General features: G+C 60.8%; 14 protein-coding genes and 1 other RNA gene. 10 read left to right on the plus strand and 5 right to left on the minus strand.

Annotation, left to right across the window (positions count from 1 at the left end; all coding sequences use genetic code 11):
• Nucleotides 1-121: 121 nt before the first annotated feature.
• Entirely contained in the window at nucleotides 122-466 is a 345-nt protein-coding gene (locus NF676_RS09645) for a YggL family protein (protein ID WP_016773843.1), read from the plus strand.
• A 242-nt stretch (nucleotides 467-708) separates the two neighbouring features.
• On the opposite strand, the gene NF676_RS09650 is transcribed toward NF676_RS09645, so the two are convergent.
• Nucleotides 709-1,899 (minus strand): benzoate/H(+) symporter BenE family transporter, encoded by a 1,191-nt coding sequence (locus NF676_RS09650; protein ID WP_056784186.1) that lies wholly within the window; start codon nucleotides 1,897-1,899, stop codon nucleotides 709-711.
• Nucleotides 1,900-2,257: 358 nt separating this feature from the next.
• Between NF676_RS09650 and NF676_RS09655 the strand changes: the two genes are divergently transcribed.
• Nucleotides 2,258-3,022, plus strand: coding sequence for a GntR family transcriptional regulator (locus tag NF676_RS09655; protein ID WP_007918375.1), 765 nt, complete (start codon nucleotides 2,258-2,260; stop codon nucleotides 3,020-3,022).
• Nucleotides 3,023-3,270: 248 nt separating this feature from the next.
• On the opposite strand, the gene guaD is transcribed toward NF676_RS09655, so the two are convergent.
• The 4 genes from guaD to xdhA all read right to left on the minus strand — a co-directional run bounded on the left by guaD (nucleotide 3,271) and on the right by xdhA (nucleotide 9,411).
• Nucleotides 3,271-4,575, minus strand: coding sequence for a guanine deaminase (guaD, locus tag NF676_RS09660; RefSeq protein WP_056784189.1), 1,305 nt, complete (start codon nucleotides 4,573-4,575; stop codon nucleotides 3,271-3,273).
• Between the two features lie 13 nt (nucleotides 4,576-4,588).
• Nucleotides 4,589-5,446 (minus strand): xanthine dehydrogenase accessory protein XdhC, encoded by an 858-nt coding sequence (gene xdhC, locus NF676_RS09665; RefSeq protein ID WP_073473987.1) that lies wholly within the window; start codon nucleotides 5,444-5,446, stop codon nucleotides 4,589-4,591.
• A gap of 118 nt (nucleotides 5,447-5,564) precedes the next feature.
• Complete coding sequence (xdhB, locus tag NF676_RS09670; protein ID WP_252887613.1) at nucleotides 5,565-7,964, minus strand: xanthine dehydrogenase molybdopterin binding subunit; 2,400 nt, start codon at nucleotides 7,962-7,964, stop codon at nucleotides 5,565-5,567.
• Nucleotides 7,957-9,411: a xanthine dehydrogenase small subunit gene (xdhA, locus tag NF676_RS09675; protein WP_252887614.1), complete on the minus strand. Its 1,455-nt coding sequence runs from the start codon at nucleotides 9,409-9,411 to the stop codon at nucleotides 7,957-7,959. Before xdhA ends, xdhB begins: the two co-directional genes overlap by 8 nt.
• Nucleotides 9,412-9,679: 268 nt before the next feature.
• On the opposite strand from xdhA, the gene NF676_RS09680 reads away from it, so the two are divergent.
• The 8 genes from NF676_RS09680 (at nucleotide 9,680) to NF676_RS09715 (ending at nucleotide 21,901) form a co-directional block, all read left to right on the plus strand.
• Entirely contained in the window at nucleotides 9,680-10,339 is a 660-nt protein-coding gene (locus NF676_RS09680; RefSeq protein WP_039763015.1) for a GntR family transcriptional regulator, read from the plus strand.
• Between the two features lie 2 nt (nucleotides 10,340-10,341).
• Complete coding sequence (smc, locus tag NF676_RS09685; protein ID WP_016773850.1) at nucleotides 10,342-13,830, plus strand: chromosome segregation protein SMC; 3,489 nt, start codon at nucleotides 10,342-10,344, stop codon at nucleotides 13,828-13,830.
• 259 nt (nucleotides 13,831-14,089) lie between these two features.
• Nucleotides 14,090-14,953, plus strand: coding sequence for a cell division protein ZipA (zipA, locus tag NF676_RS09690; protein WP_016773851.1), 864 nt, complete (start codon nucleotides 14,090-14,092; stop codon nucleotides 14,951-14,953).
• Between the two features lie 162 nt (nucleotides 14,954-15,115).
• Nucleotides 15,116-17,473, plus strand: a complete 2,358-nt coding sequence (gene ligA / locus NF676_RS09695) for an NAD-dependent DNA ligase LigA (RefSeq protein ID WP_252887615.1) — start codon at nucleotides 15,116-15,118, stop codon at nucleotides 17,471-17,473.
• A gap of 311 nt (nucleotides 17,474-17,784) precedes the next feature.
• The gene (locus NF676_RS09700; protein ID WP_252887616.1) at nucleotides 17,785-18,948 is read left to right on the plus strand and encodes a zinc-binding metallopeptidase family protein; all 1,164 of its coding nucleotides are present in this window, start codon (nucleotides 17,785-17,787) and stop codon (nucleotides 18,946-18,948) included.
• Between the two features lie 146 nt (nucleotides 18,949-19,094).
• An RNA gene (ffs, locus tag NF676_RS09705) (signal recognition particle sRNA small type) lies at nucleotides 19,095-19,191 on the plus strand.
• A gap of 205 nt (nucleotides 19,192-19,396) precedes the next feature.
• A complete protein-coding gene (locus tag NF676_RS09710; protein ID WP_252887617.1) occupies nucleotides 19,397-19,897 on the plus strand; it encodes a hypothetical protein in 501 nt (166 codons plus the stop codon).
• Nucleotides 19,898-19,933: 36 nt separating this feature from the next.
• On the plus strand, nucleotides 19,934-21,901 hold the full coding sequence (locus NF676_RS09715; RefSeq protein WP_252877775.1) for a hypothetical protein: 1,968 nt from the start codon (nucleotides 19,934-19,936) through the stop codon (nucleotides 21,899-21,901).
• Nucleotides 21,902-21,905: the final 4 nt, after the last annotated feature.

Below are 21,905 nucleotides of genomic sequence, written 5' to 3' on the forward strand. Positions count from 1 at the left end.
GTCAGGCCCGGGCAATCGCTTATTTTTTTACGGGCGGTCGGCCGCAGCGGCCAGAGAGTCGGGCAATCGCTGGCTTAAACTGGTAAAGTGCCGGCCGTTATTACTTAAGAGGATTGTTCCAATGGCGACTAACCGTTCCCAGCGTCTGCGCAAAAAACTGTGCGTTGATGAATTTCAAGAGCTGGGTTTCGAACTGAACCTGGACTTCAAAGAAGACTTGTCCGAAGAAGCCATTGACGCTTTCCTCGAAGCATTCATCAAAGAAGCCATGGAAGCCAACGGTCTGGGTTATGTTGGCGGCGACGACTTCGGTCTGGTGTGCCTGCAGAAGCGTGGCTCGGTCAACGAAGAGCAGCGCGCTGCCGTTGAAGCCTGGCTGAAAAACCGCTCCGAGCTGACCAAGTACGAAGTCAGCCCGCTGCTGGATGTGTGGTATCCGGAAAAGCCGATCAACGCGGCTAAGTGATACTGAAAAAACGGCGACCTGAGGGTCGCCGTTTTTTTTCGTCTGGTGTTTAGGTGATACGGCTTGGATTTGATGGTGGACTCGCCCCTCACCCCAGCCCTCTCCCGAGGGAGAGGGAGCCGATCTGTGGGCTTTTCGGGATGTGAGTTCGACTTGATATCCCTCGTCGGCGTATATCTTCCGAGCACCTTGGTCAGTCCCCTCTCCCTTTGGGAGAGGGTTAGGGTGAGGGGCTTTTGATCTTAAGCTCTGCGCCAATTCAAAATCACCAGCGTCAAAACCCCCGCCACGATCCCCCAAAACGCCGAACCAATGGAAAACAGCGTCAGCCCGGACGCCGTGACCATGAAGGTGATCAACGCCGCTTCCCGTTCTTTCACCTCGCTCATGGCAATGCTCAAGCCATTGATGATCGAGCCGAACAGCGCCAGCGCCGCAATCGACAGCACCAGTTCTTTCGGCAACGCGGCAAACAACGCCGCCAACGTGGCACCGAACACCCCGGCAATCCCGTAGAACACCCCGCACCACACCGCTGCGGTGTAACGCTTGTTGCGATCTTCATGAGCATGCGGACCGGTGCAGATCGCCGCGCTGATGGCCGCGAGGTTGATGCCGTGGGAGCCGAACGGCGCCAGCAACAGCGAGGCGATGCCGGTGGTGGTGATCAGTGGCGAGGCCGGGACGTTATAGCCATCGGCGCGCAGCACGGCGATGCCGGGCATGTTCTGCGAGGTCATCGCCACCACGAACAGCGGAATGCCGATGCTGATGGTAGCGGCCAGGGAGAAGTGCGGCGTGGTCCACACCGGGGTGGCCACTTCCAGGTGAAAGCCGCTGAAATCCAGCAGCCCCATGAAGCCCGACAGCGCAGTGCCAATCAGCAGCGCTGCGAGCACCGCATAGCGTGGCGACAGGCGCTTGACCAGTAGATAAGTGAAGAACATTCCCAGCACCAGCCCGGTACGGTGTTGCGCGGCGACGAAGATTTCGCTGCCGATCTTGAACAGAATCCCTGCCAGCAGAGCTGCCGCCAAAGAGGCCGGGATCTTTTTCACCAGCCGTTCGAAGCTGCCGGTCAGGCCGCAGATCGTCACCAGTACCGCGCACGTGATGTAGGCGCCGATCGCCTCGCCGTAACTGACTCCGCCCAGGCTGGTGATCAGCAACGCCGCGCCGGGTGTCGACCAGGCGATGGTGATCGGTGTGCGATAGCGCAGCGACAGGCCAATCGAACACACCGCCATGCCGATCGAAATCGCCCAGATCCACGAGGAAATCTGCCCGCTGCTCAGGCCGGCCGCTTGCCCGGCCTGGAACATCAGCACCAGCGAACTGGTGTAGCCGGTCATCATCGCGATGAAACCGGCGACGATGGCGGAAGGCGAGGTGTCGGCAAGAGGGCGCAGGCGGGCGTGGGTAGCGTCGGTCATGACGGCGGTGTTCCTTATACCAATGGAGATGTCCGCCACAACACAGAACCTCTGTGGGAGCGAGCCTGCTCGCGAAAGCGCTATGTCAGTCAACATTCATAGTGAATGTGAAATGGCTTTCGCGAGCAGGCTCGCTCCCACGGGGGATTGCGGTCATGCAGCGGATTCTGCGATCAAGCCTAAACTCAAACCTGACAAACCGTTGCAATACAGCCGCAGGCGCAAACAGCCGTACAGTCGTGTTGCCACCATTCATTGTGTACAATCGCGCTGTTTTTTACGCGATACTTGCCAGCGACCTACTGTGCCGTATTACAGTCACGGTCTATTCGCCGCAGTTTTCCCGACTCGAGTGCCCATGAACGAACAGTTGCAACCCCTCAAGAAACAACCGCGAGCAGGCAAAGCCGGCCGCAGCGGAACCCAGGACGATATTGTCTACGCGCATATCTTCGAGGCCATCCTCGAACAGCGTCTGGCGCCCGGTACCAAGTTGAGCGAAGAGGCGCTGGGGGAAATCTTCGGGGTCAGCCGCACCATCATTCGCCGCGCGCTGTCGCGTCTGGCCCATGAAGGCGTGGTGCTGTTGCGGCCGAATCGTGGCGCCGTCGTAGCCAGCCCGAGTGTTGAAGAAGCGCGTCAAGTGTTCCTCGCCCGCCGTCTGGTCGAGCGTGCGATCACTGAATTGGCCGTGCAGCACGCCACGGCCGAGCAGATCGCCGAATTGCGGCAGATGGTCAACGATGAGCGCGACAGTTTCTCGCGCGGCGATCGCGGTGCCGGTATTCGTCTGTCGGGCGAATTCCACCTGAAACTGGCGGAAGCGGCGATGAACGCACCGTTGATCAGCTTCCAGCGCAGCCTGGTTTCGCAGACCTCGCTGATCATTGCCCAGTATGAAAGCGGCAACCGCTCGCACTGCTCGTACGACGAACACACGCAGCTGATCGATGCCATCGAAAAGCGCGACGGCGAACTGGCGGTGAACCTGATGATGCATCATATGGATCACATCGACAGCAAGCTCAACCTCGACGAGGAAGGCGCGTCGGATGATCTGCATGCGGTGTTCTCGCATTTGTTGCAGACCAAGAAGCCGGGGCGTCCAGCGGCCAAGCTCTAAGCTGAAACAGAGTCGCGGCTTTCGCGAGCAGGCTCGCTCCCACAGGGGAATGCATTTCAAAGGTGGGAGCGAGCCTGCTCGCGAAGACAACCTGACCGGCATCAAAAATCCCCAGGGGTAAACACCACCGGGATGATCGTTCCCACGCTCTGCGTGGGAACGCCTCTAGGGACGCTCCGCGTCCAGTGACGCGGAGCGTCACGGGCTGCATTCCCACGCAGAGCGTGGGAACGATCAGTGCGAAGAGGTTAGCGCTGATGCACCAGCGCCCCCGCAGCGTAAGTCTGCTGCACCGTCCGGTCATCGCCCAAGGTCATCAACACAAACAATGTCTCGGCAATGTTATTCGACTGCTTTAAGCGATAACTCAGCAGCGGCGTGGCGTTGTAATCCAGTACCAGGAAGTCGGCATCGGAGCCCGGTTGCAGATTGCCGATCCTGTCTTCCAGACGCAGCGCCCGCGCACCACCCAGGGTCGCCAGATACAGCGACTTGAACGGGCTCAACCGCGCGCCCTGCAGTTGCATGACCTTGTAGGCTTCGTTGAGGGTTTGCAGCAGGGAGAAACTGGTACCGCCGCCGACGTCGGTGCCGAGGCCGACATTGAGCTTGTGCTTCTCGGCCATCGGCAGGTTGAACAGGCCGCTGCCGAGGAACAGGTTCGAGGTCGGGCAGAACGAGATCGCCGAGCCGGTTTCCGCCAGTCGCGCGCATTCTTCGTCACACAGGTGCACGCCGTGGGCGAATACCGAGCGTTCGCCAAGCAACTGGTAGTGATCGTAGACGTCGAGGTAACCCTTGCGCTCCGGGAACAGCTCTTTGACCCACTCGATTTCCTTGAGGTTTTCGCTGATGTGGGTCTGCATGTACAGATCCGGATATTCCGTCAGCAATTGCCCGGCAAGGGTCAGTTGTTCCGGGGTGCTGGTCGGTGCGAAACGCGGCGTCACCGCATAGTGCAAGCGACCCTTGCCGTGCCAGCGCTCGATCAGCGCCTTGCTGTCGACGTAGCTGGATTCGGCGGTATCGACCAGATAGTCCGGGGCATTGCGGTCCATCATCACCTTGCCGGCGATCATGCGCAGATCAAGCTTCTCGGCGGCCTCGAAAAACGAATTCACCGATTGCGGATGCACGCTGCCGAACACCAGCGCCGTGGTGGTGCCGTTGCGCAGCAGTTCCTTGATGAAAATATCGGCCACTTCGTCGGCGTGAGCCTTATCACCAAACTGGCTTTCGCAGGGAAAGGTGTAGGTGTTCAGCCAGTCGAGCAGTTGCTCGCCGTAGGAGCCGACCATGCCGGTCTGCGGCAGGTGAATGTGTGTGTCGATAAAGCCCGGTGTGATCAGCGCATCCTGATAATGGTTGATCTCGATATCTGCCGGCAGGGTTGGCAGCAGTTCGCTGGCGTGGCCGAGGGCACTGATCTTGCCGTCGTCGACCACCAGCAGGCCGTCCTCGAAATATTCATAAGAGGCTTCGATGCCGACTTCGGCAGGGTCGGCAATGCTGTGCAGGATGGCGGCGCGGTAGGCTTTGCGAGTCAGAGGCATGAGGTTTCTCTAATCAGTTTGAGGCTTTGAGTTTGGCGGACTGGCTGCGGCGCGAGGCGGGCAGCAGTCGGGCAATCGGTTCGGCGCGGGCGCTGTGCTGGCCGAAATTGGCGTTGTAGGTGGCGATTATTTCGCCGGCGATGGAGATGGCGATTTCCACAGGCAGTTTGCCTTTGACTTCGCCGATGCCCATCGGGCAGCGCATGCGCTGCACCACGCTCGGGTCGAAACCACGATCACGCAGACGGTGTTCGAATTTGGCGCGTTTGGTTTTCGAGCCGATCAGGCCGAACCAAGTGAAATCGTTACGCTTGAGAATCGCCGCGGTCAGCTCCAGATCGAGCTGATGGTTGTGGGTCATGACGATGCAGTAGCTGCCGGCGGGCAGATCATCGACTTCGTCCACCGGCTCTTCGCTGACGATTTTACGCACGCCGTGGGGAATGTGTTCGGGGAACTCCGCCTCGCGCGAATCGATCCAGCGCACCCGGCAGGGCAGGCTGGCCAGCAGCGGCACGAGGGCGCGCCCGACATGGCCGGCACCGAATACGGCAATCTGTGCCTGCACCTGGCCCATCGGTTCGAACAGCAACACCGTAGCGCCACCGCAGCATTGGCCGAGGCTGGCGCCGAGGCTGAAGCGCTCCAGATGGGTGTCCTGCTTGCCGCTGGCGAGCATCTCGCGGGCGATCTGCATGGCTTTGAATTCCAGATGCCCGCCACCAATGGTGTCGAACAGGCGGTCGGCACTGACGACCATTTTCGAGCCCGCGTTGCGTGGCGTCGAACCGAGTTCTTCGATGATCGTCACCAGCACACAGGGCTCGCCCTGATTCTGCAGGTCGGCGAGGGCGTCGATCCAGTTGTACATGTTCACCTCGACATCTTCGTTGTCTGTGCCGGCCTCTTCGCGAGCAGGCTCGCTCCCACATTGGCAATGCATTCCAAATGTGGGAGCGAGCCTGCTCGCGAATGGCCGCGCCTCGGTCCTAGAGCGGAGCCAGCTCGGTTTTAGCTTCGACAGCCTTCACCGCTTTGAGCTGACGCATCTGCTCGCAACCCCACAACACCCGCTCCGGCGTGGCTGGCGCGTCGATTTTCGGCTGATGCTGATAATCACCGAGACTCGCCACCGCGTCCTTGATCGCGCACCACGCGGCGATCCCGAGCATGAACGGCGGTTCACCGACAGCTTTGGAATGGAACACCGTGTCTTCCGGGTTCTTGCGGTTTTCCACCAGCTTCACTCGCAGATCCAGCGGCATGTCGGCCACCGCCGGGATCTTGTAGCTGGCCGGGCCGTTGGTCATCAGCTTGCCCTTGTTGTTCCATACCAGCTCTTCCATGGTCAGCCAGCCCATGCCTTGCACGAAACCACCCTCGACCTGACCGATGTCGATCGACGGGTTCAGCGAGGCGCCGACGTCATGCAGGATGTCGGTGCGCAGCATCTTGTACTCGCCGGTCAGGGTGTCGACGATCACTTCGCAGCAGGCTGCGCCAAAGGCGAAGTAATAGAACGGACGGCCCCGCGCCTGACTGCGGTCGTAGTAGATTTTCGGGGTCTTGTAGAAGCCGGTGCTGGACAGCGAAACCTGATTGAAATACGCCTGCTGGATCAGCGCTTCGAACGTCAGGATCTGCTCGCGCACCCGCACGTGGCCGTTGCGGAATTCGACGTCTTCTTCGCTGACCTTGTAGTGCCGCGCGGCGAATTCGACCAGGCGTTGCTTGATGGTCTGTGCTGCGTTCTGCGCGGCTTTGCCGTTCAGGTCAGCACCGCTGGAAGCAGCGGTCGGCGAAGTGTTCGGCACTTTGTCGGTGTTGGTCGCAGTGATCTGCACACGATCGATTTCGACCTGGAACACTTCCGCCACGACCTGAGCGACTTTGGTGTTCAGGCCCTGGCCCATTTCCGTACCGCCGTGGTTCAGGTGGATGCTGCCGTCGGTGTAGATGTGGATCAGCGCACCGGCCTGGTTCAAGAAGCTCGCGGTGAAGGAAATGCCGAATTTCACCGGAGTCAGCGCGAGGCCTTTTTTCAGGATCGGGCTGTTGGCGTTGTAGCGACGGATCGCTTCGCGGCGCTCGGCGTACTGGCTGCTTTCTTCCAGTTCGGCGGTCATCTCTTCGAGCATGTTGTGCTCGACGGTCTGGTAGTAGTGGGTGACGTTGCGCTCGGTCTTGCCGTAGTAGTTGGCCTTGCGCACCGCCAGCGGGTCGAGCTTCAGATGCCGGGCAATCGCGTCCATCACTTCTTCGATGGCGACCATGCCTTGCGGGCCGCCGAAGCCGCGATAAGCGGTGTTCGACGCTGTGTTGGTTTTGCAACGGTGACCGTTGATGGTTGCATCGCCGAGATAGTAAGAGTTGTCCGAGTGGAACATCGCGCGGTCAACGATCGAGGCGGACAAGTCCGGCGAGCAGCCGCAGTTGCCGGCCAGCTCCATGTTGATCCCGTGCAGACGGCCGCTGCTGTCGAAGCCGACGTCGTATTCAACGTAGAACGGGTGGCGCTTGCCGGTCATCAGCATGTCTTCGACACGCGGCAGGCGCATCTTGGTCGGTTGGCCGGTGAGGTGCGCGACCACCGCGCACAGGCACGCCGGGCTCGCGGCCTGGGTTTCCTTGCCACCGAAACCACCGCCCATGCGGCGCATGTCGACGACGATTTTGTTCATCGACACGTCGAGCACTTCGGCGACCAGTTTTTGCACTTCGGTCGGGTTCTGCGTCGAGCAGTAGACGATCATGCCGCCGTCTTCGGTGGGCATCACCGAGGAGATCTGTGTCTCCAGATAGAAGTGCTCCTGGCCGCCGATGTGCAGCGTGCCCTGAATACGGTGTTCAGCCGTGGCCAGCGCCGAAGCCGAGTCGCCGCGCTGATGGGTGTGGCTGTCGAGCACGAAATGGCGCTTGCGCAGGGCTTCGACGACGTCGAGCACCGGTTCCAGATCTTCGTATTCGATGATCGCCGCCATCGCTGCCTTGCGCGCGGTTTCCAGATCTTTCGCCGCGACCGCCAGCACCGGTTGGCCGACAAACTGCACGTCATCGATGGCCAGCAGCGGGTCGCCCGGCATCAGCGGGCCGATGTCCTTCAGGCCCGGCACGTCTTCGTGGGTAATGACAATGCGCACGCCTTCGAAGGCGTAGCACGGTGACGTGTCGATGCTGAGGATTTTCGCGTGGGCGCGGTCCGACAGGCGTGCATACAAATGCAACTGGTTGGGGAATTCCAGGCGATCATCGATGTACTGCGCTTCACCGGACACATGCTTGGCGGCGCTGTCGTGCTTGACGCTGCGGCCGACACCGGTGGTCAGGTCCTGGGCGAACAGTTCGGCCAGTTCAGCCTGGGTCTTCTCTACGGCGTGATGGTTAGACATAAGCGGTCACCCGAGTCTCGATGTGCGGTGTTTGCAGTTCGATGAAGTATTTGCGCAGCAGATTCTGCGCGCTGAGCAGGCGATATTCCTTGCTGGCGCGGAAGTCCGAGAGCGGCGTGAAATCCTCGGCCAGCGCGGCGCAGGCGCGTTCGATCACCGCGTTGTTGAGCGGCGCGCCTCGCAGCACGGCTTCGCAGTGCGCAGCGCGTTTGGGGATTGCCGCCATGCCGCCGAAGGCCACCCGGGCGGCGCTGATCACGCCATTTTCCACGCGCAGATTGAACGCAGCACAGACGGCGGAGATGTCGTCGTCCAGACGCTTCGACACTTTATAGGCGCGGAATAACTGCTCGGCGCTGGCGCGCGGGACGATGATTTTTTCGATGAATTCGCTTTCCTGGCGCGCGGTGACGCGGTAGTCGATGAAGTAATCTTCCAGGTTCAAGGTCCGGCGGGTTTCGCCTTTGCACAGCACGATCTGCGCGCCGAGGGCGATCAGCAGCGGTGGCGAGTCACCGATCGGCGAGGCGTTGCCGATGTTGCCGCCGAGGGTGCCCTGATTGCGGATCTGCAATGAGGCGAAGCGGTGCAGCAGTTCGCCGAAGTCCGGGTACTCGGCATTCAACGCCTCGTAGCAGTCGGAGAGGGCAGTGGCGGCGCCGATTTCGATGCGGTCATCGAAGGTTTCGATGCGCTTCATTTCGGCGACGTTGCCGACGTAGATCATCACCGGCAGGGTGCGGTGGAACTGGGTGACTTCCAGCGCCAGATCGGTGCCGCCGGCGAGCAGCCGCGCTTGCGGATAAGCGTCGTAGAGGTCGGCCAGGTCAGCGACGGTCAGCGGCACCAGGCAGCGTTTGTCACCGCTGTTGAGTTCACCGATATCGTTCGGCGCGATGGCCTTGAGGCGGGCAATGGTTTCGGCTTCGCGGGCGTCGAACTGATCCGCTGGTTTGCCGCAGCAGGATTGTTCGGCAGCGGCGAGAATCGGCCGGTAGCCGGTGCAGCGGCAGAGGTTGCCGGCCAGCGCTTCGTGGGCCTTGGCCTGATCCGGCGCATCGCTGTTCTTTTGCAGGGCGAACAACGACATCACAAAACCGGGGGTGCAGAAACCGCACTGCGAACCGTGGCACTCGACCATGGCTTTCTGCACGCTGTGCAGTTCGCCCTTGTGCTTGAGGTCTTCGACGCTGATCAGTTGTTTGCCGTGCAACGACGAAACGAAGGTCAGGCACGAGTTGAGGCTGCGATAGCGAATATGTTCACGCCCGGTGTCATCGGTCTGCAACTCGCCAACCACCACGGTGCAGGCGCCGCAGTCGCCACTGGCACAACCTTCTTTGGTGCCGGGCTTGCCCACGTGTTCACGCAGGTAATTGAGCACAGTCAGATTCGGGTCCAGGGCGTGCTCGCTACGGAGTTCCTGGTTAAGTAAAAACTGGATCACGGAAGGCCTCGCAGACTCATTATTGTTGTTAACCGACGTGAACCGAATTTAGCAGGTCTGACTTTTCGGTCAATGGTTTTCTGACTTAAAGGTCAGGAAAATCCGTTTCGTCGATCAACAGCGTGTCTATTCAGTATTGACCTTCATCGGTCACCGCGCTTTTTTGCGGGATTCGTGCCAAAAACCGCTGAGTGGGCACTCCGCCATGACCGCGCATTTGCGCTACACTGCGCCGCTTGTGCAGATCGATAGAGTTTGAAGGACAACCATGACGTTCAAGGCGCCGGACAGCCTCGCCGAGCAAATCGCTCACCACCTCGCCGAACGCATCATTCGTGGCGAAATGAAGCCGGGAGAGCGCATCCAGGAACAGAAGGTCACGCTGGCGCTCAACGTCAGCCGCGGTTCGGTCCGCGAAGCCTTGCTGATCCTCGAGCGCCGTCACCTGATCGCGATCCTGCCGCGTCGTGGCGCCCACGTTACCGAGCTGACGCCGCACAAGGTGCAGAGCCTGTGCACGCTGATGAGCGAGTTGTACATCCTGCTCGGCAATTCCGTGGCCAATGGCTGGCAAGTGCAGTCGGACATGGCGCCGTTCGTGCAGATCCAGCAGCGCCTGACCGCCAATTACGAACGCGGCGATATCCGCAGCTTCGTCGATGACAGCTTCGCGGTGATGCGCGCCGCCTATCCGTTTGCCAACAATCCGTACCTGCAAGAAACCGTCGAGAACCTCCAGCCGGCGATGAGCCGCGCGTATTTCCTCGCCCTCGAACAGCGCAAGGCGGAAATGAGCGAATTCCTCGAACTGTTCGAACGCTTGCTCGCCGCCGTACTCGCCCGTGATTTGCCGCAGATCCGCATCGTGCTCACGGCGTATGCCCAGCGCAGCTGCGATCTGGTGGTGTCTGCGCTGACGGTTGCCTGAGCGTGCGGCTGAAGTGCATCAAACTGGCGGGGTTCAAATCCTTCGTCGACCCGACCACGGTGAACTTCCCCAGTAACATGGCGGCGGTCGTCGGGCCGAACGGTTGCGGCAAGTCGAACATCATCGACGCCGTGCGCTGGGTGATGGGCGAAAGTTCGGCGAAGAACCTCCGTGGCGAGTCGATGACCGATGTCATCTTCAACGGCTCGACCAGCCGCAAACCGGTGAGCCAGGCCAGCATCGAACTGGTGTTCGACAACTCCGACGGCACGCTGCTCGGCGAATACGCCGCCTACGCGGAAATTTCCATCCGCCGCAAAGTCACCCGCGACAGCCAGACCACGTATTACCTCAACGGCACCAAATGCCGTCGGCGCGACATCACCGATATTTTCCTCGGCACCGGCCTCGGTCCCCGCAGCTACTCGATCATCGAACAGGGGATGATCTCCAAGCTGATCGAATCCAAGCCCGAAGACCTGCGTAACTTCATCGAGGAAGCCGCCGGCATCTCGAAATATAAAGAGCGCCGCCGCGAGACCGAGAACCGCATCCGCCGCACCCACGAAAACCTCGCCCGCCTCACCGACCTGCGCGAAGAACTGGAGCGCCAGCTCGAACGACTGCACCGTCAGGCCGAGGCGGCGAAAAAGTATCAGGAACTCAAGGCCGAAGAGCGTCAGCTCAAGGCGCAACTGTCGGCGCTGCGCTGGCAGGACCTCAACGAGCAGGTCGGCCAGCGCGAGTCGATCATCGGCAACCAGGAAGTCAGCTTCGAAGCGCTGGTCGCTGAACAGCGTAACGCTGACGCCGCCATCGAACGCCTGCGCGACGGTCACCACGACCTGTCCGAACGCTTCAATCTGGTGCAGGGCCGCTTCTATTCGGTCGGCGGCGACATCGCCCGGGTCGAGCAGAGCATCCAGCACGGCCAGCAGCGTTTGCGTCAGTTGCAGGACGATCTGAAAGAAGCCGAGCGCGCGCGTCTGGAAACCGAATCGCACCTGGGCCACGACCGCACGTTGCTGCTGACCCTCGGCGAAGAACTGGACATGCTCACCCCCGAGCAGGAAGTCACCAGCGCCGCCGCCGAGGAAGCCGCTGCGGCCCTCGAAGAAGCCGAAACCACCATGCACGGCTGGCAGGAGCAGTGGGACGCTTTCAACCTGACCGCTGCCGAACCGCGCCGTCAGGCTGAAGTCCAGCAATCGCGGATCCAGCAGCTGGAAAGCAGCATGGAGCGCCTGGCCGACCGGCAGAAGCGCCTCGCCGAAGAACGTGCGTTACTGTCCGCCGACCCGGAAGACGCGGCGATCATGGCGCTCAACGAGCAGCTCGCCGAGTCCGAAGCGACTCTCGAAGATTTGCAGACCAGCGAAGAAGCGCAGGTCGAAAAGCTCGAACAACTGCGTCAGGAATTGCAGCAGGCGTTGACCGCCCAGCAGCAGGCGCAGGGCGATCTGCAGCGGCTCAACGGGCGTTTGGCGTCGCTGGAAGCCTTGCAGCAGGCCGCGCTCGATCCCGGCACCGGCACTGCTGAGTGGTTGAAGGAACACAACCTCGCCGAGCGTCCGCGTCTGGCCGAAGGCCTGAAGGTCGAGGCCGGTTGGGAGCTGGCGGTGGAAACCGTGCTCGGCGCCGATCTGCAAGCGGTACTGGTCGACGATTTCAGCGGCTTCGATCTGTCCGGTTTCACCCAAGGCGATTTGCGCCTGCTCAGCCCGGCCAGTGATGGCGTGCGGGTGGCTGGCAGCCTGCTGGACAAGGTCGAGGCGCAGATCGATCTGTCGCCGTGGCTCGGCCAGGTCAAACCGGTCGACAGCCTTGAACAGGCGCTGGCGTTGCGCGGTCAGTTGAGCGCCGGGCAGAGCCTGATCAGCCGCGATGGCTATTGGGTGGGTCGACACTTTTTACGCGTACGTCGCGCCAGCGAAGCGGAAAGCGGCATGCTCGCCCGTGGCCAGGAAATCGAAGACTTGCAGCTTGAACGCGAAGAGCGCGAAGCCACCGTCGAGGCCATGGAAACCCGCCTGCAAACCTTGCGCGCGCAACAGCGCCAGCAGGAAAACGGCCGCGAACATCTGCGCCGCTTGCTGCAGGACGAAGCGCGCCAGCAAGGCGAACTGAAAGCGCAGTTGTCCGCCGGTAAGGCCAAAGCCGAACAGCTGACATTGCGCCGCACCCGTCTCGATGAAGAACTGGTCGAACTCGCCGAACAGCGCGAGCTTGAGCACGAACAGGTCGGCGAAGCGCGCATGCAATTGCAGGAAGCGCTGGACGCCATGGCGCTCGACACCGAGCAGCGCGAGTTGCTGCTGGCCCAGCGCGACAGCCTGCGCGAGCGCCTTGATCGCGTGCGTCAGGAAGCCCGGCAGCACAAGGATCACGCCCATCAACTGGCCGTGCGTCTCGGCTCGTTGCGCGCCCAGCATGACTCCACGCGACAGGCGCTGGAGCGTCTGGAGATGCAGGCCGAGCGCCTGACTGAAAAGCGCGAACAGTTGAGTCTGAATCTGGAGGAGGGTGAGGCGCCGCTGGAAGAGCTGCGTCTGAAACTTGAAGAACTGCTCGACAAGCGCATGACCGTCGATGAAGAACTCAAGACCGCGCAGATCGCCCTGGAAGACGCCGATCGTGAATTGCGCGACGCGGAAAAACGCCGCACCCAGGCCGAGCAGCAATCGCAGTTGATTCGCGGCCAGCTCGAACAGCAACGCATGGAATGGCAGGCGCTGACCGTACGGCGCAAGGCTTTGCAGGATCAATTGCTCGAAGATGGCTACGATCTCAACGGCGTGCTCGCCACATTGACCGCACAAGCCAGTGAACGCGAAGCCGAAGAAGAACTCGAACGCATCAACGCGCGGATTCAGCGCCTGGGTGCGATCAACCTCGCGGCCATCGACGAATACACGCAACAATCGGAGCGTAAACGTTATCTGGATGCGCAGGACGCCGATCTGGTCGAGGCGCTGGAGACCCTGGAAAACGTCATCCGCAAGATCGACAAGGAAACCCGCAACCGTTTCAAAGATACCTTTGATCAGATCAACGGCGGTTTGCAGGCACTTTTCCCGAAAGTTTTCGGTGGCGGGCGCGCGTATTTGGAACTGACGGGCGAAGATCTACTCGATACAGGGGTGACGATCATGGCGCAGCCGCCCGGGAAGAAGAACAGCACCATCCATTTGCTTTCCGGCGGCGAAAAAGCCTTGACTGCACTGGCCCTGGTTTTTGCCATCTTCAAGTTGAACCCGGCGCCGTTCTGCATGCTCGATGAGGTTGACGCGCCACTGGATGACGCTAACGTTGGACGCTACGCACGCCTGGTCAAAGAGATGTCGCAGACCGTGCAGTTCATCTACATCACCCACAACAAGATCGCCATGGAAATGGCCGAGCAGTTGATGGGTGTGACGATGCATGAACCGGGCTGCTCGCGACTGGTGGCGGTGGATGTCGAGGAGGCGATGGCGATGGTGGACGCCTGAGTCGGTGTGGTGTCGGAATAGTTTTGGAGGTCTGTAGGACTTTTTACTGACATCGGCCGGATGGCCAATCGACATATTCGCGCAAGCCAAATGAGACAGACGGTGTAAAGTTGTCTTTGGTCGTGCTAGTTTAATGTCAATTTTTCGTATACGTGGGCAAAACGCCTGTCAGAACATAGAGTTGGCGCCACGTTTTAAAGCGGTTTACGCAGTGTAAACCCCTTATTTTTCAGCATTTTTTATAGAGGCACGGGATTACATGGAAATCGGTCTGCGCGAGTGGCTGATCGTCATCGGCATCATTGTGATAGCCGGTATTCTTTTCGATGGCTGGCGCCGTATGCGCGGCGGCAAGGGAAAGCTGAAATTCCGTCTCGACCGGAGCCTGTCCAATCTGCCGGACGAGGACACCAGCGCCGAGCTGTTGGGCCCGGCCCGCGTGCTGGACACGCACAAAGAGCCACAACTGGACGAGCACGATCTGCCGTCGGTGAGCATGCCCAACCGCGAAGCCCGCGAGCCGCGTGAATCCGGTTCGAAACGTGGCAAGCGCGGCAGCAACGGCCCGGCGCAGGGCGACTTGAACCTCGACCTCGATCTGGACGGCGGCCCGAGCTTCAGCAGCCGTGACGACGATTTCGCCGAAGACAGTAAGCCTGCAGCGGCCGTGGCGGAAAAAGATCAGCCGCAAGCCGAAGAAGTCCTGGTGATCAGCGTGATCTGCCGCGACCCGGCCGGCTTCAAAGGCCCGGCGCTGTTGCAGAACATTCTCGAAAGCGGCCTGCGTTTCGGCGAGATGGACATTTTTCACCGCCACGAAAGCATGGCCGGCAACGGCGAAGTGCTGTTCTCCATGGCCAACGCGGTCAAGCCGGGTATCTTCGATCTGGACGACATTGACCACTTCAGCACTCCGGCGGTGAGCTTCTTCCTCGGTCTGCCAGGCCCGCGTCATCCGAAGCAGGCCTTCGACGTGATGGTCGCGGCAGCCCGCAAGCTGTCCCAGGAATTGAACGGCGAATTGAAAGACGATCAGCGCAGCGTACTGACCGCGCAGACGATTGAGCATTACCGTCAGCGCATCGTCGAATTCGAACGCCGCGCATTGACCCAGAAGCGCTAAGGCCAGATCAAAAGATCGCAGCCTTCGGCAGCTCCTACAGAGGATCGCGATACTGTAGGAGCTGACGAGTGCAACGAGGCTGCGATCTTCTGGCCCCGCCGCCGATAATGGAATAAAACTGGAGCAGCCTCGGCTGCTCTTTTGCTTTATGAGAGAACACCCATGACCGCCGCCAAAACCCGCATTCTAGAGCTGCGCGCTGAGCTGGATCAGCACAACTATCGCTATCACGTTCTCGACGAGCCGAGCATTCCCGATGCCGAATACGACCGCTTGTTTCACGAGCTCAAGGCACTGGAAGCGGCCAACCCGGAACTCATCACCAGCGATTCGCCGACCCAGCGCGTCGGTAGCATGGCGTTGACCGCGTTCACTCAGGTGCGTCACGAAATCCCGATGCTCAGTCTCGGCAACGCCTTCGAAGAATCCGACATGCGCGAGTTCGATCGCCGCGTCAACGAAGGCCTCGACGTGCCGGCCGGCGATCTGTTTGGTGGCGGCGCGGCGGTGGAATACAGCTGCGAGCCGAAGCTCGATGGCCTGGCGGTCAGCCTGCTGTATCAGGATGGTCTGCTGGTGCGCGGCGCCACCCGTGGCGATGGCACCACCGGCGAAGACATCAGCGTCAACGTGCGCACTGTGCGCAATATTCCGCTGAAGCTGCATGGCGAAGGCTGGCCGGCGACGCTGGAAGTGCGCGGTGAAGTGTTCATGTCCAAGGCCGGTTTCGAGCGCCTCAATGCTTCGCAGCTGGAAATCGGCGGCAAGACCTTTGCCAACCCGCGCAACGCGGCAGCAGGCAGCCTGCGCCAGCTCGATTCGAAGATCACCGCCAATCGTCCGCTGGAATTCTGTTGCTACGGCATTGGCCAGGTGTCTCACGATATCGCCGACACCCACATCGGTAACCTCAAGCAGTTGCAGAAGTGGGGCATGCCGATCAGTCACGAACTGAAGCTGGCCAAGGGCATCGACGAGTGCCTGGAGTATTACCGCGACATCGGCGCGCGCCGTAACTCGCTGGCCTATGAAATCGATGGCGTGGTGTTCAAGGTCAACAGCATTGCCGACCAGCGTGAACTGGGCTTTCGTGCGCGCGAGCCGCGCTGGGCGATCGCGCACAAATTCCCGGCGATGGAAGAACTCACCGAGCTGCTCGACGTGGAATTCCAGGTCGGCCGCACCGGTGCGGTAACTCCCGTGGCGCGCCTGAAACCGGTGAAAGTCGCCGGCGTCACCGTGGCCAACGCCACGTTGCACAACATGGACGAAGTCGCGCGTCTGGGCCTGATGATCGGCGATACGGTGATCATTCGCCGCGCCGGCGATGTGATTCCGCAAGTGGTGCAGGTAGTTACCGAGCGTCGCCCCGATGACGCGCGCCCGGTGGCCATTCCTGAAAGTTGCCCGGTGTGCGGCTCCCACGTTGAACGCACGCAACTGGTCAAGCGCAGCAAGGGCAAGGAAACCTTCAGCGAAGGTGCGGTCTATCGCTGCGTCGGCCGACTGGCCTGTGGTGCGCAATTGAAGCAGGCGATCATCCACTTCGTCTCGCGCCGGGCCATGGACATCGAAGGTTTGGGCGACAAGAGCGTCGAGCAACTGGTCGACGAAGGTCTGGTCAGTTCGCCGGCCGATCTGTATGCGTTGAAGTTCGACGACATCGTCGATCTGGAAGGCTTCGCCGAGGTATCGAGCAACAAGCTTCTCAAAGCCATCGAAGACAGCAAGCAACCGAGCCTGGCACGTTTCATCTATGCCCTCGGCATTCCCGATGTCGGCGAAGAAACGGCGAAGGTGCTGGCGCGCTCGCTGGGTTCGCTGGAGCGCGTGCAACAGGCCTTGCCGCATGTGCTGACCTATCTGCCGGACGTCGGCCTGGAAGTGGCGCACGAGATTCACAGTTTCTTTGAGGATGCGCACAACCAGCAGGTCATCAGCGAATTGCTCGGCCATGGTTTGCAGATTCAGGATCAAGGCGAGTTGGGCGCCGAATTCGCCGCCAGTACCACGCTGGGCGGCTTGCTCGACAAACTGCACATTCCTTTCGTCGGCCCCGGTGGTGCGCAAAAACTCGCCGACCGCTTTGGCTCGCTGGAAGCGGTGATGAACGCTGACTGGCTGGATATGCGCCAGGCATTGCCAGAGAAGCAGGCCAACTCGGTGCGCGAGTTCTTCGCCTCGCCTGACCATCGGCAACTGGCCGAGCGGGCCGAGCAGCAGTTGCGCGATTTCGGCATGCATTGGCAGAGCGAGAAGAAAGTCGTCGAAGGTCTGCCGCTGTCCGGGGAAACCTGGGTGCTGACCGGCAAGGTCGAACTGATGAGCCGGGATGTGGCCAAGGATCATCTGGAAAGCCTGGGTGCCAAGGTCGCCGGTTCGGTGTCGGCGAAAACCCATTGCGTGGTCGCAGGCCCGGGTGCCGGCTCGAAACTGACCAAGGCCAACGAGCTGGGTGTGAAGGTCATGGACGAGGAAGCGTTTATCGCCTTCCTCAAAACCCACGGCGTCGCCGTCTGACCGGATGAACCCCTGTGGTGAGGGGATTTATCCCTGTCCGGATGGACACCTGTGGCGAGGGGATTTATCCCTGTCCGGATGAACCCCTGTGGCGAGGGGATTTATCCCCGCTGGGTTGCGCAGCGACCCCAAAACCCTGCGACCGATCATTTCATCTGTATCGCGTGTACGGTGTTTTGCGACTGCTGCGCAGTCGAGCGGGGATAAATCCCCTCACCACAATGGTGCTATCACCCGGCTGCGCGGTTATGGTGGGAACGATGTTGTCTTCAGAATGATCTAGTCTTGGCCAGTCCCAGGGAGAGATCGCCATGCACCGCTTTTTCGAGCAGCTCAGTTCCCGCATCATCGCGCCGTTCGTGGCCGGATCCTCGCGCAACAGCAAAGTCTGGCCGTGCCGTTGCGGGCAGTCGCTGTTCTTTCGCAACAGTCAGTGCCTGGCCTGTAACGCCTTGCTCGGTTATCAACCTGAACAAAGTCGCCTGACCTCGCTGCAGCCGGGGCCGGAAGAGGGCACCTGGACGCTCGACGCCGATCCCGACGCCGGACTGTTCCGCCGCTGCGCCAACCTCGACATGCCCGCCGCGTGCAACTGGCTGCTGCCGGCCAACGATCACGACACCTTGTGCATCGCTTGCAGCCTTAACCGCACCATCCCTGATCTCTCCGTCGCGGAAAATCCCGAACGCTGGCGCAAGGTCGAAGTCGCCAAGCGTCGACTGGTCGCGCAACTGATCACCCTCGGCTTGCCGGTCATCCCGAAAACCACGGATGAAGAAACCGGGCTGGCGTTCGACTTCATCGGTGTTGACCTGGAAGGCAACGCGCCGATGACCGGCCACGCCAATGGCCTGATCACCCTCGATATCAAAGAGGCCGACGACGCTCACCGTGAACAGGTCAGGGCCGCGATGCACGAACCTTACCGCACGCTGCTCGGGCATTTTCGCCATGAGGTCGGCCACTACTACTGGGATCGCCTCATCGCCAACGGCCCTTGGCTGGAGGCGTTCCGTAACCTGTTCGGCGACGAGCGCGCCAGTTACGCCGAGGCGCTGGACCGGCATTACCAGCAAGGCGCACCGCTGGACTGGCCGCAGCACTACGTCAGTGCCTACGCGACCATGCACCCGTGGGAAGACTGGGCGGAAACCTGGGCGCACTACCTGCACATGATGGACGCCGTGGATACTGCGCTGGGCTTCGGCATGAGCGCGCGGGAAATGGACTTTGACTATCAGCCGTTTCCGCCCAGCACCCTGTACGACCCGGAGCACCCCGGCGGTGGCGCTTTCCTGTCATTCGTCAATGCGTGGATCGAGCTGGCGGGGATGCTCAACGAACTGTCGCGCAGCATGGGCCAGCCGGATTTTTATCCGTTCGTACTGCCGGCAGCGGCGATCGCCAAGCTGCACTTCATTCATCTGGTGATCCAGGATGCGGGCGGTCGCGCAGACGAAGTCCTGGCCCTGTAGAAGCTGCCGCAGGCTGCGATCTTTTGGCGTCACCGCATGTCCTTGAACCTGTTGGTATTTTTTATCTGCAACCAACGGTTGTAACTTCATCTCAGACAGGTACAATGGCGCGGCTCGCCGACAGGCAAGCGTCGTTATGGTGACCCCATCGGTCCCCCCGCAACGATTACCCGTGAACCTGGTCAGATCCGGAAGGAAGCAGCCACAGCGGGAACATTGTGTGCCGGGGTGTGGCTGGTGGGGGCACCACCTTAACGAACCAGCCAAGGCTTCAGACAGAACTGCATGGGTTTCGCCCACTGCGGTTTTTTTATGCCTGCGATTTGGCTAGTGGCGTTGCTCCGCCATCAGAAACGCGCGGATCAGCAGCACAGCGCCCCGGTACCCGTGCGGCTGTTGAAGGCGAACAGTGGCATACTCCCTCGCCTGGCATTGAGAGGTAAGGCAAGTGGGTGAAATTGACGATCTGACTCGTGAAAAACTGCGCGAATGGCAGATGCGGCGTCTGGAAGTCAAAACGCAGATGCAGGATCAGCCCGAGCGCACGCTGGAACTGTCGCGAGTGCTCGACCTGATGGATGAAGAACACGCTGCGATTCTGGCGGCATCTGCTGTTTTCAACGCGGCAGAAGAGCCTGAACAGTCGGTCCCGGTGGAGGCACAATCGGCGATCGTCGAGCACGCATCAGACTCGCTGACCGCAAAGTACGACCTGCAGCTGCAAGCCACCGCGCAAAACCCTGAACACCTGCGCAGACTGCTCGAAATGGCGCTCTACGAAGTGCAGGCGCAGATCGATGCGGCGGCGGTGGCCAGCGGCACTGAACGACGCGGCATGTCCGGCACGCTCGGCGGCTACTCCTTCGAGCTGCGCATCAGCCCCGAGGCCGGCAGTGAAGGAAACTTGCCGCAGTCTCATGAAATGCACGACGAGAATGACCAGGACTGATCTGGTGTTGTATTAAAGCCCAGGCGGCGAGGTTGTATGCACCCGGAACATTTTGATTTGGCCACCCCGGTATTTCTGCCCATCACCCATGATGTGTGTACGGCGCTGTTGCAGCCCGAGGGTGACGCGGCACTGGCCAACCTGAGCGACCCGGAACTGGCGGCGGTGCTGGTCATCCAGAACCTTGCCCAGGCCACGGAAAAGGACCTGAGTGCCAGCGCAGCGGAGAAAATTCTCGCCAGACTCATTGACTGGTCTGTCACCTCCCGGCGCTCCGGATCGGCGGGACTGCTTGCAGAGGCGCGGCGTCTTTTCGATTCGCGCAAATTGTATTTCGGCCTCAATGCGCTCAAAGGCCTGAACCTGCGGTTTCTCATGGCCGATGAAGTCGCCGCACAGGAATATCTGTTGCCCGGCGGGCAGTGGGATGTGGACTACAAAATTCGCCATCAGCAACAGAACAATCCGTTCAGCCAGCAAATGGTCACGCCACGCGAGCGCGAGCACTGGTTAAGCGCGGCGCAGGACAAACTGCTGCGAACCTTCCGTGCCAACCTCGACGAAGACCTGCACGTGCAGGGTTATGCGGGCATCGGCAAGAGTTACATGCTCAGCGCGCTGATCGAATGCCTGCGCTCGAAACGCACCCTGGTGCTGGCGCGCACCCCGGCGAAACTGGCGACGTTGCGCAAGCACATCGTGCAAGTGCACGACACGGAAATTGGCCAGACCTTCTACGATTTTGCCCAGGCCCAGTTGCTCGGCCCCCGATCGCACATGGCCAGGACGCCAGCGCGGATCCCGAGCAGGCAGGCGCTGGCGCAGGAACTGAATATCTTCGGCTTTCGCCACCACGATGGGCAGGGCACTCTGGAGGTTTGTCTGCGCGTGCTGGAGCTGTATTGCGCCTCAAGAGATCACACGCTATCCGCCAGGCACCTGCCGCATTTTCAGCAGCCCTTGAGCGGTGCAGACTCACAGGCGCTGCTGGAATATTCCAGTCGCCTGTGGGTGTATCTGGAAGCCAATCCGGCCTGGGCCAGCCAGAGCGGCTTTCCGACGTTGCTCATGATCAAGCGCGCCAGTCTGGCCGGTTGCCGCGTCCCGCCGCGCTATACCCATGTGATCATCGACGAAAGCCAGGACGTGCCGGCGTCGCTGCTGCAAATCATCGAGCGCGGGCAGCAGGTGCTGATCACCCTCGGCGATGAATATCAGCAGGCCACGGGCGAGGCGCCCAAGCGCAAGCGTGAAGTTCGTCAGAGCGATATCTGCTATTCGGTGCGTTCGGGGCGCAATGTCGAGCGCCTGGTCAATCCGCTGATCTCGCGCCACACGCACAAGAGCAAGGTGCCGTTCGAAGGCGCTCGTCACGCCGACGTCGATATCGAGTACTACCCGCAAGCCTTCGTGCCGCCCGAAGGTTGCGTGGTGCTGACCGCGTCACCCTGGGACACGATGATGTGGGCCATCCATCTGCACGACTCCAGTTGCGCCTTCAGTTTTCCCGACCGGGAAGCGCAGGACGACATCAAGCATTTCATGACCACCGCCATCGAGCTGTTCCGCCGCGATTTCTACAACGCCGGGTCCAGCGAGAAAGGACCGCACCCGTATTTCAGCGACATGGCTGATTGGCAGCAGGTGCGCGCCGCCAACCAGTTCGATGAAGCTTTCTTGTGGATCGAGGCGCAGTTGCAAAACGGCTTCATGATTGCCGACCTGACTCGCCTGAGCCAAAAGATCATCGAGCCAGGCAAAGCCTGTCTGTTGATGATGGCCGAGCGGGCTGGCGGCATGGAGTTCAAGCGCGTGCTGTTGACCCGGACGTTGCTCAGCAACGAGAAATTCAAGGATGCCTACGAGTTCGATCAGCGCATCTGTGCCGTGTACATCGCCGTGTCCCGTGCCCGGCAGCAGCTTTATCTGCCTTACGACGTGGTCGAGTGGATCGATTATCACCACAGCCGCGAGCCGAAATTCCGCGAGTCGCACGGTTATTGACCAG

It is taken from the genome of Pseudomonas siliginis (assembly GCF_024072275.1).
GTDB lineage: Bacteria > Pseudomonadota > Gammaproteobacteria > Pseudomonadales > Pseudomonadaceae > Aquipseudomonas > Aquipseudomonas siliginis.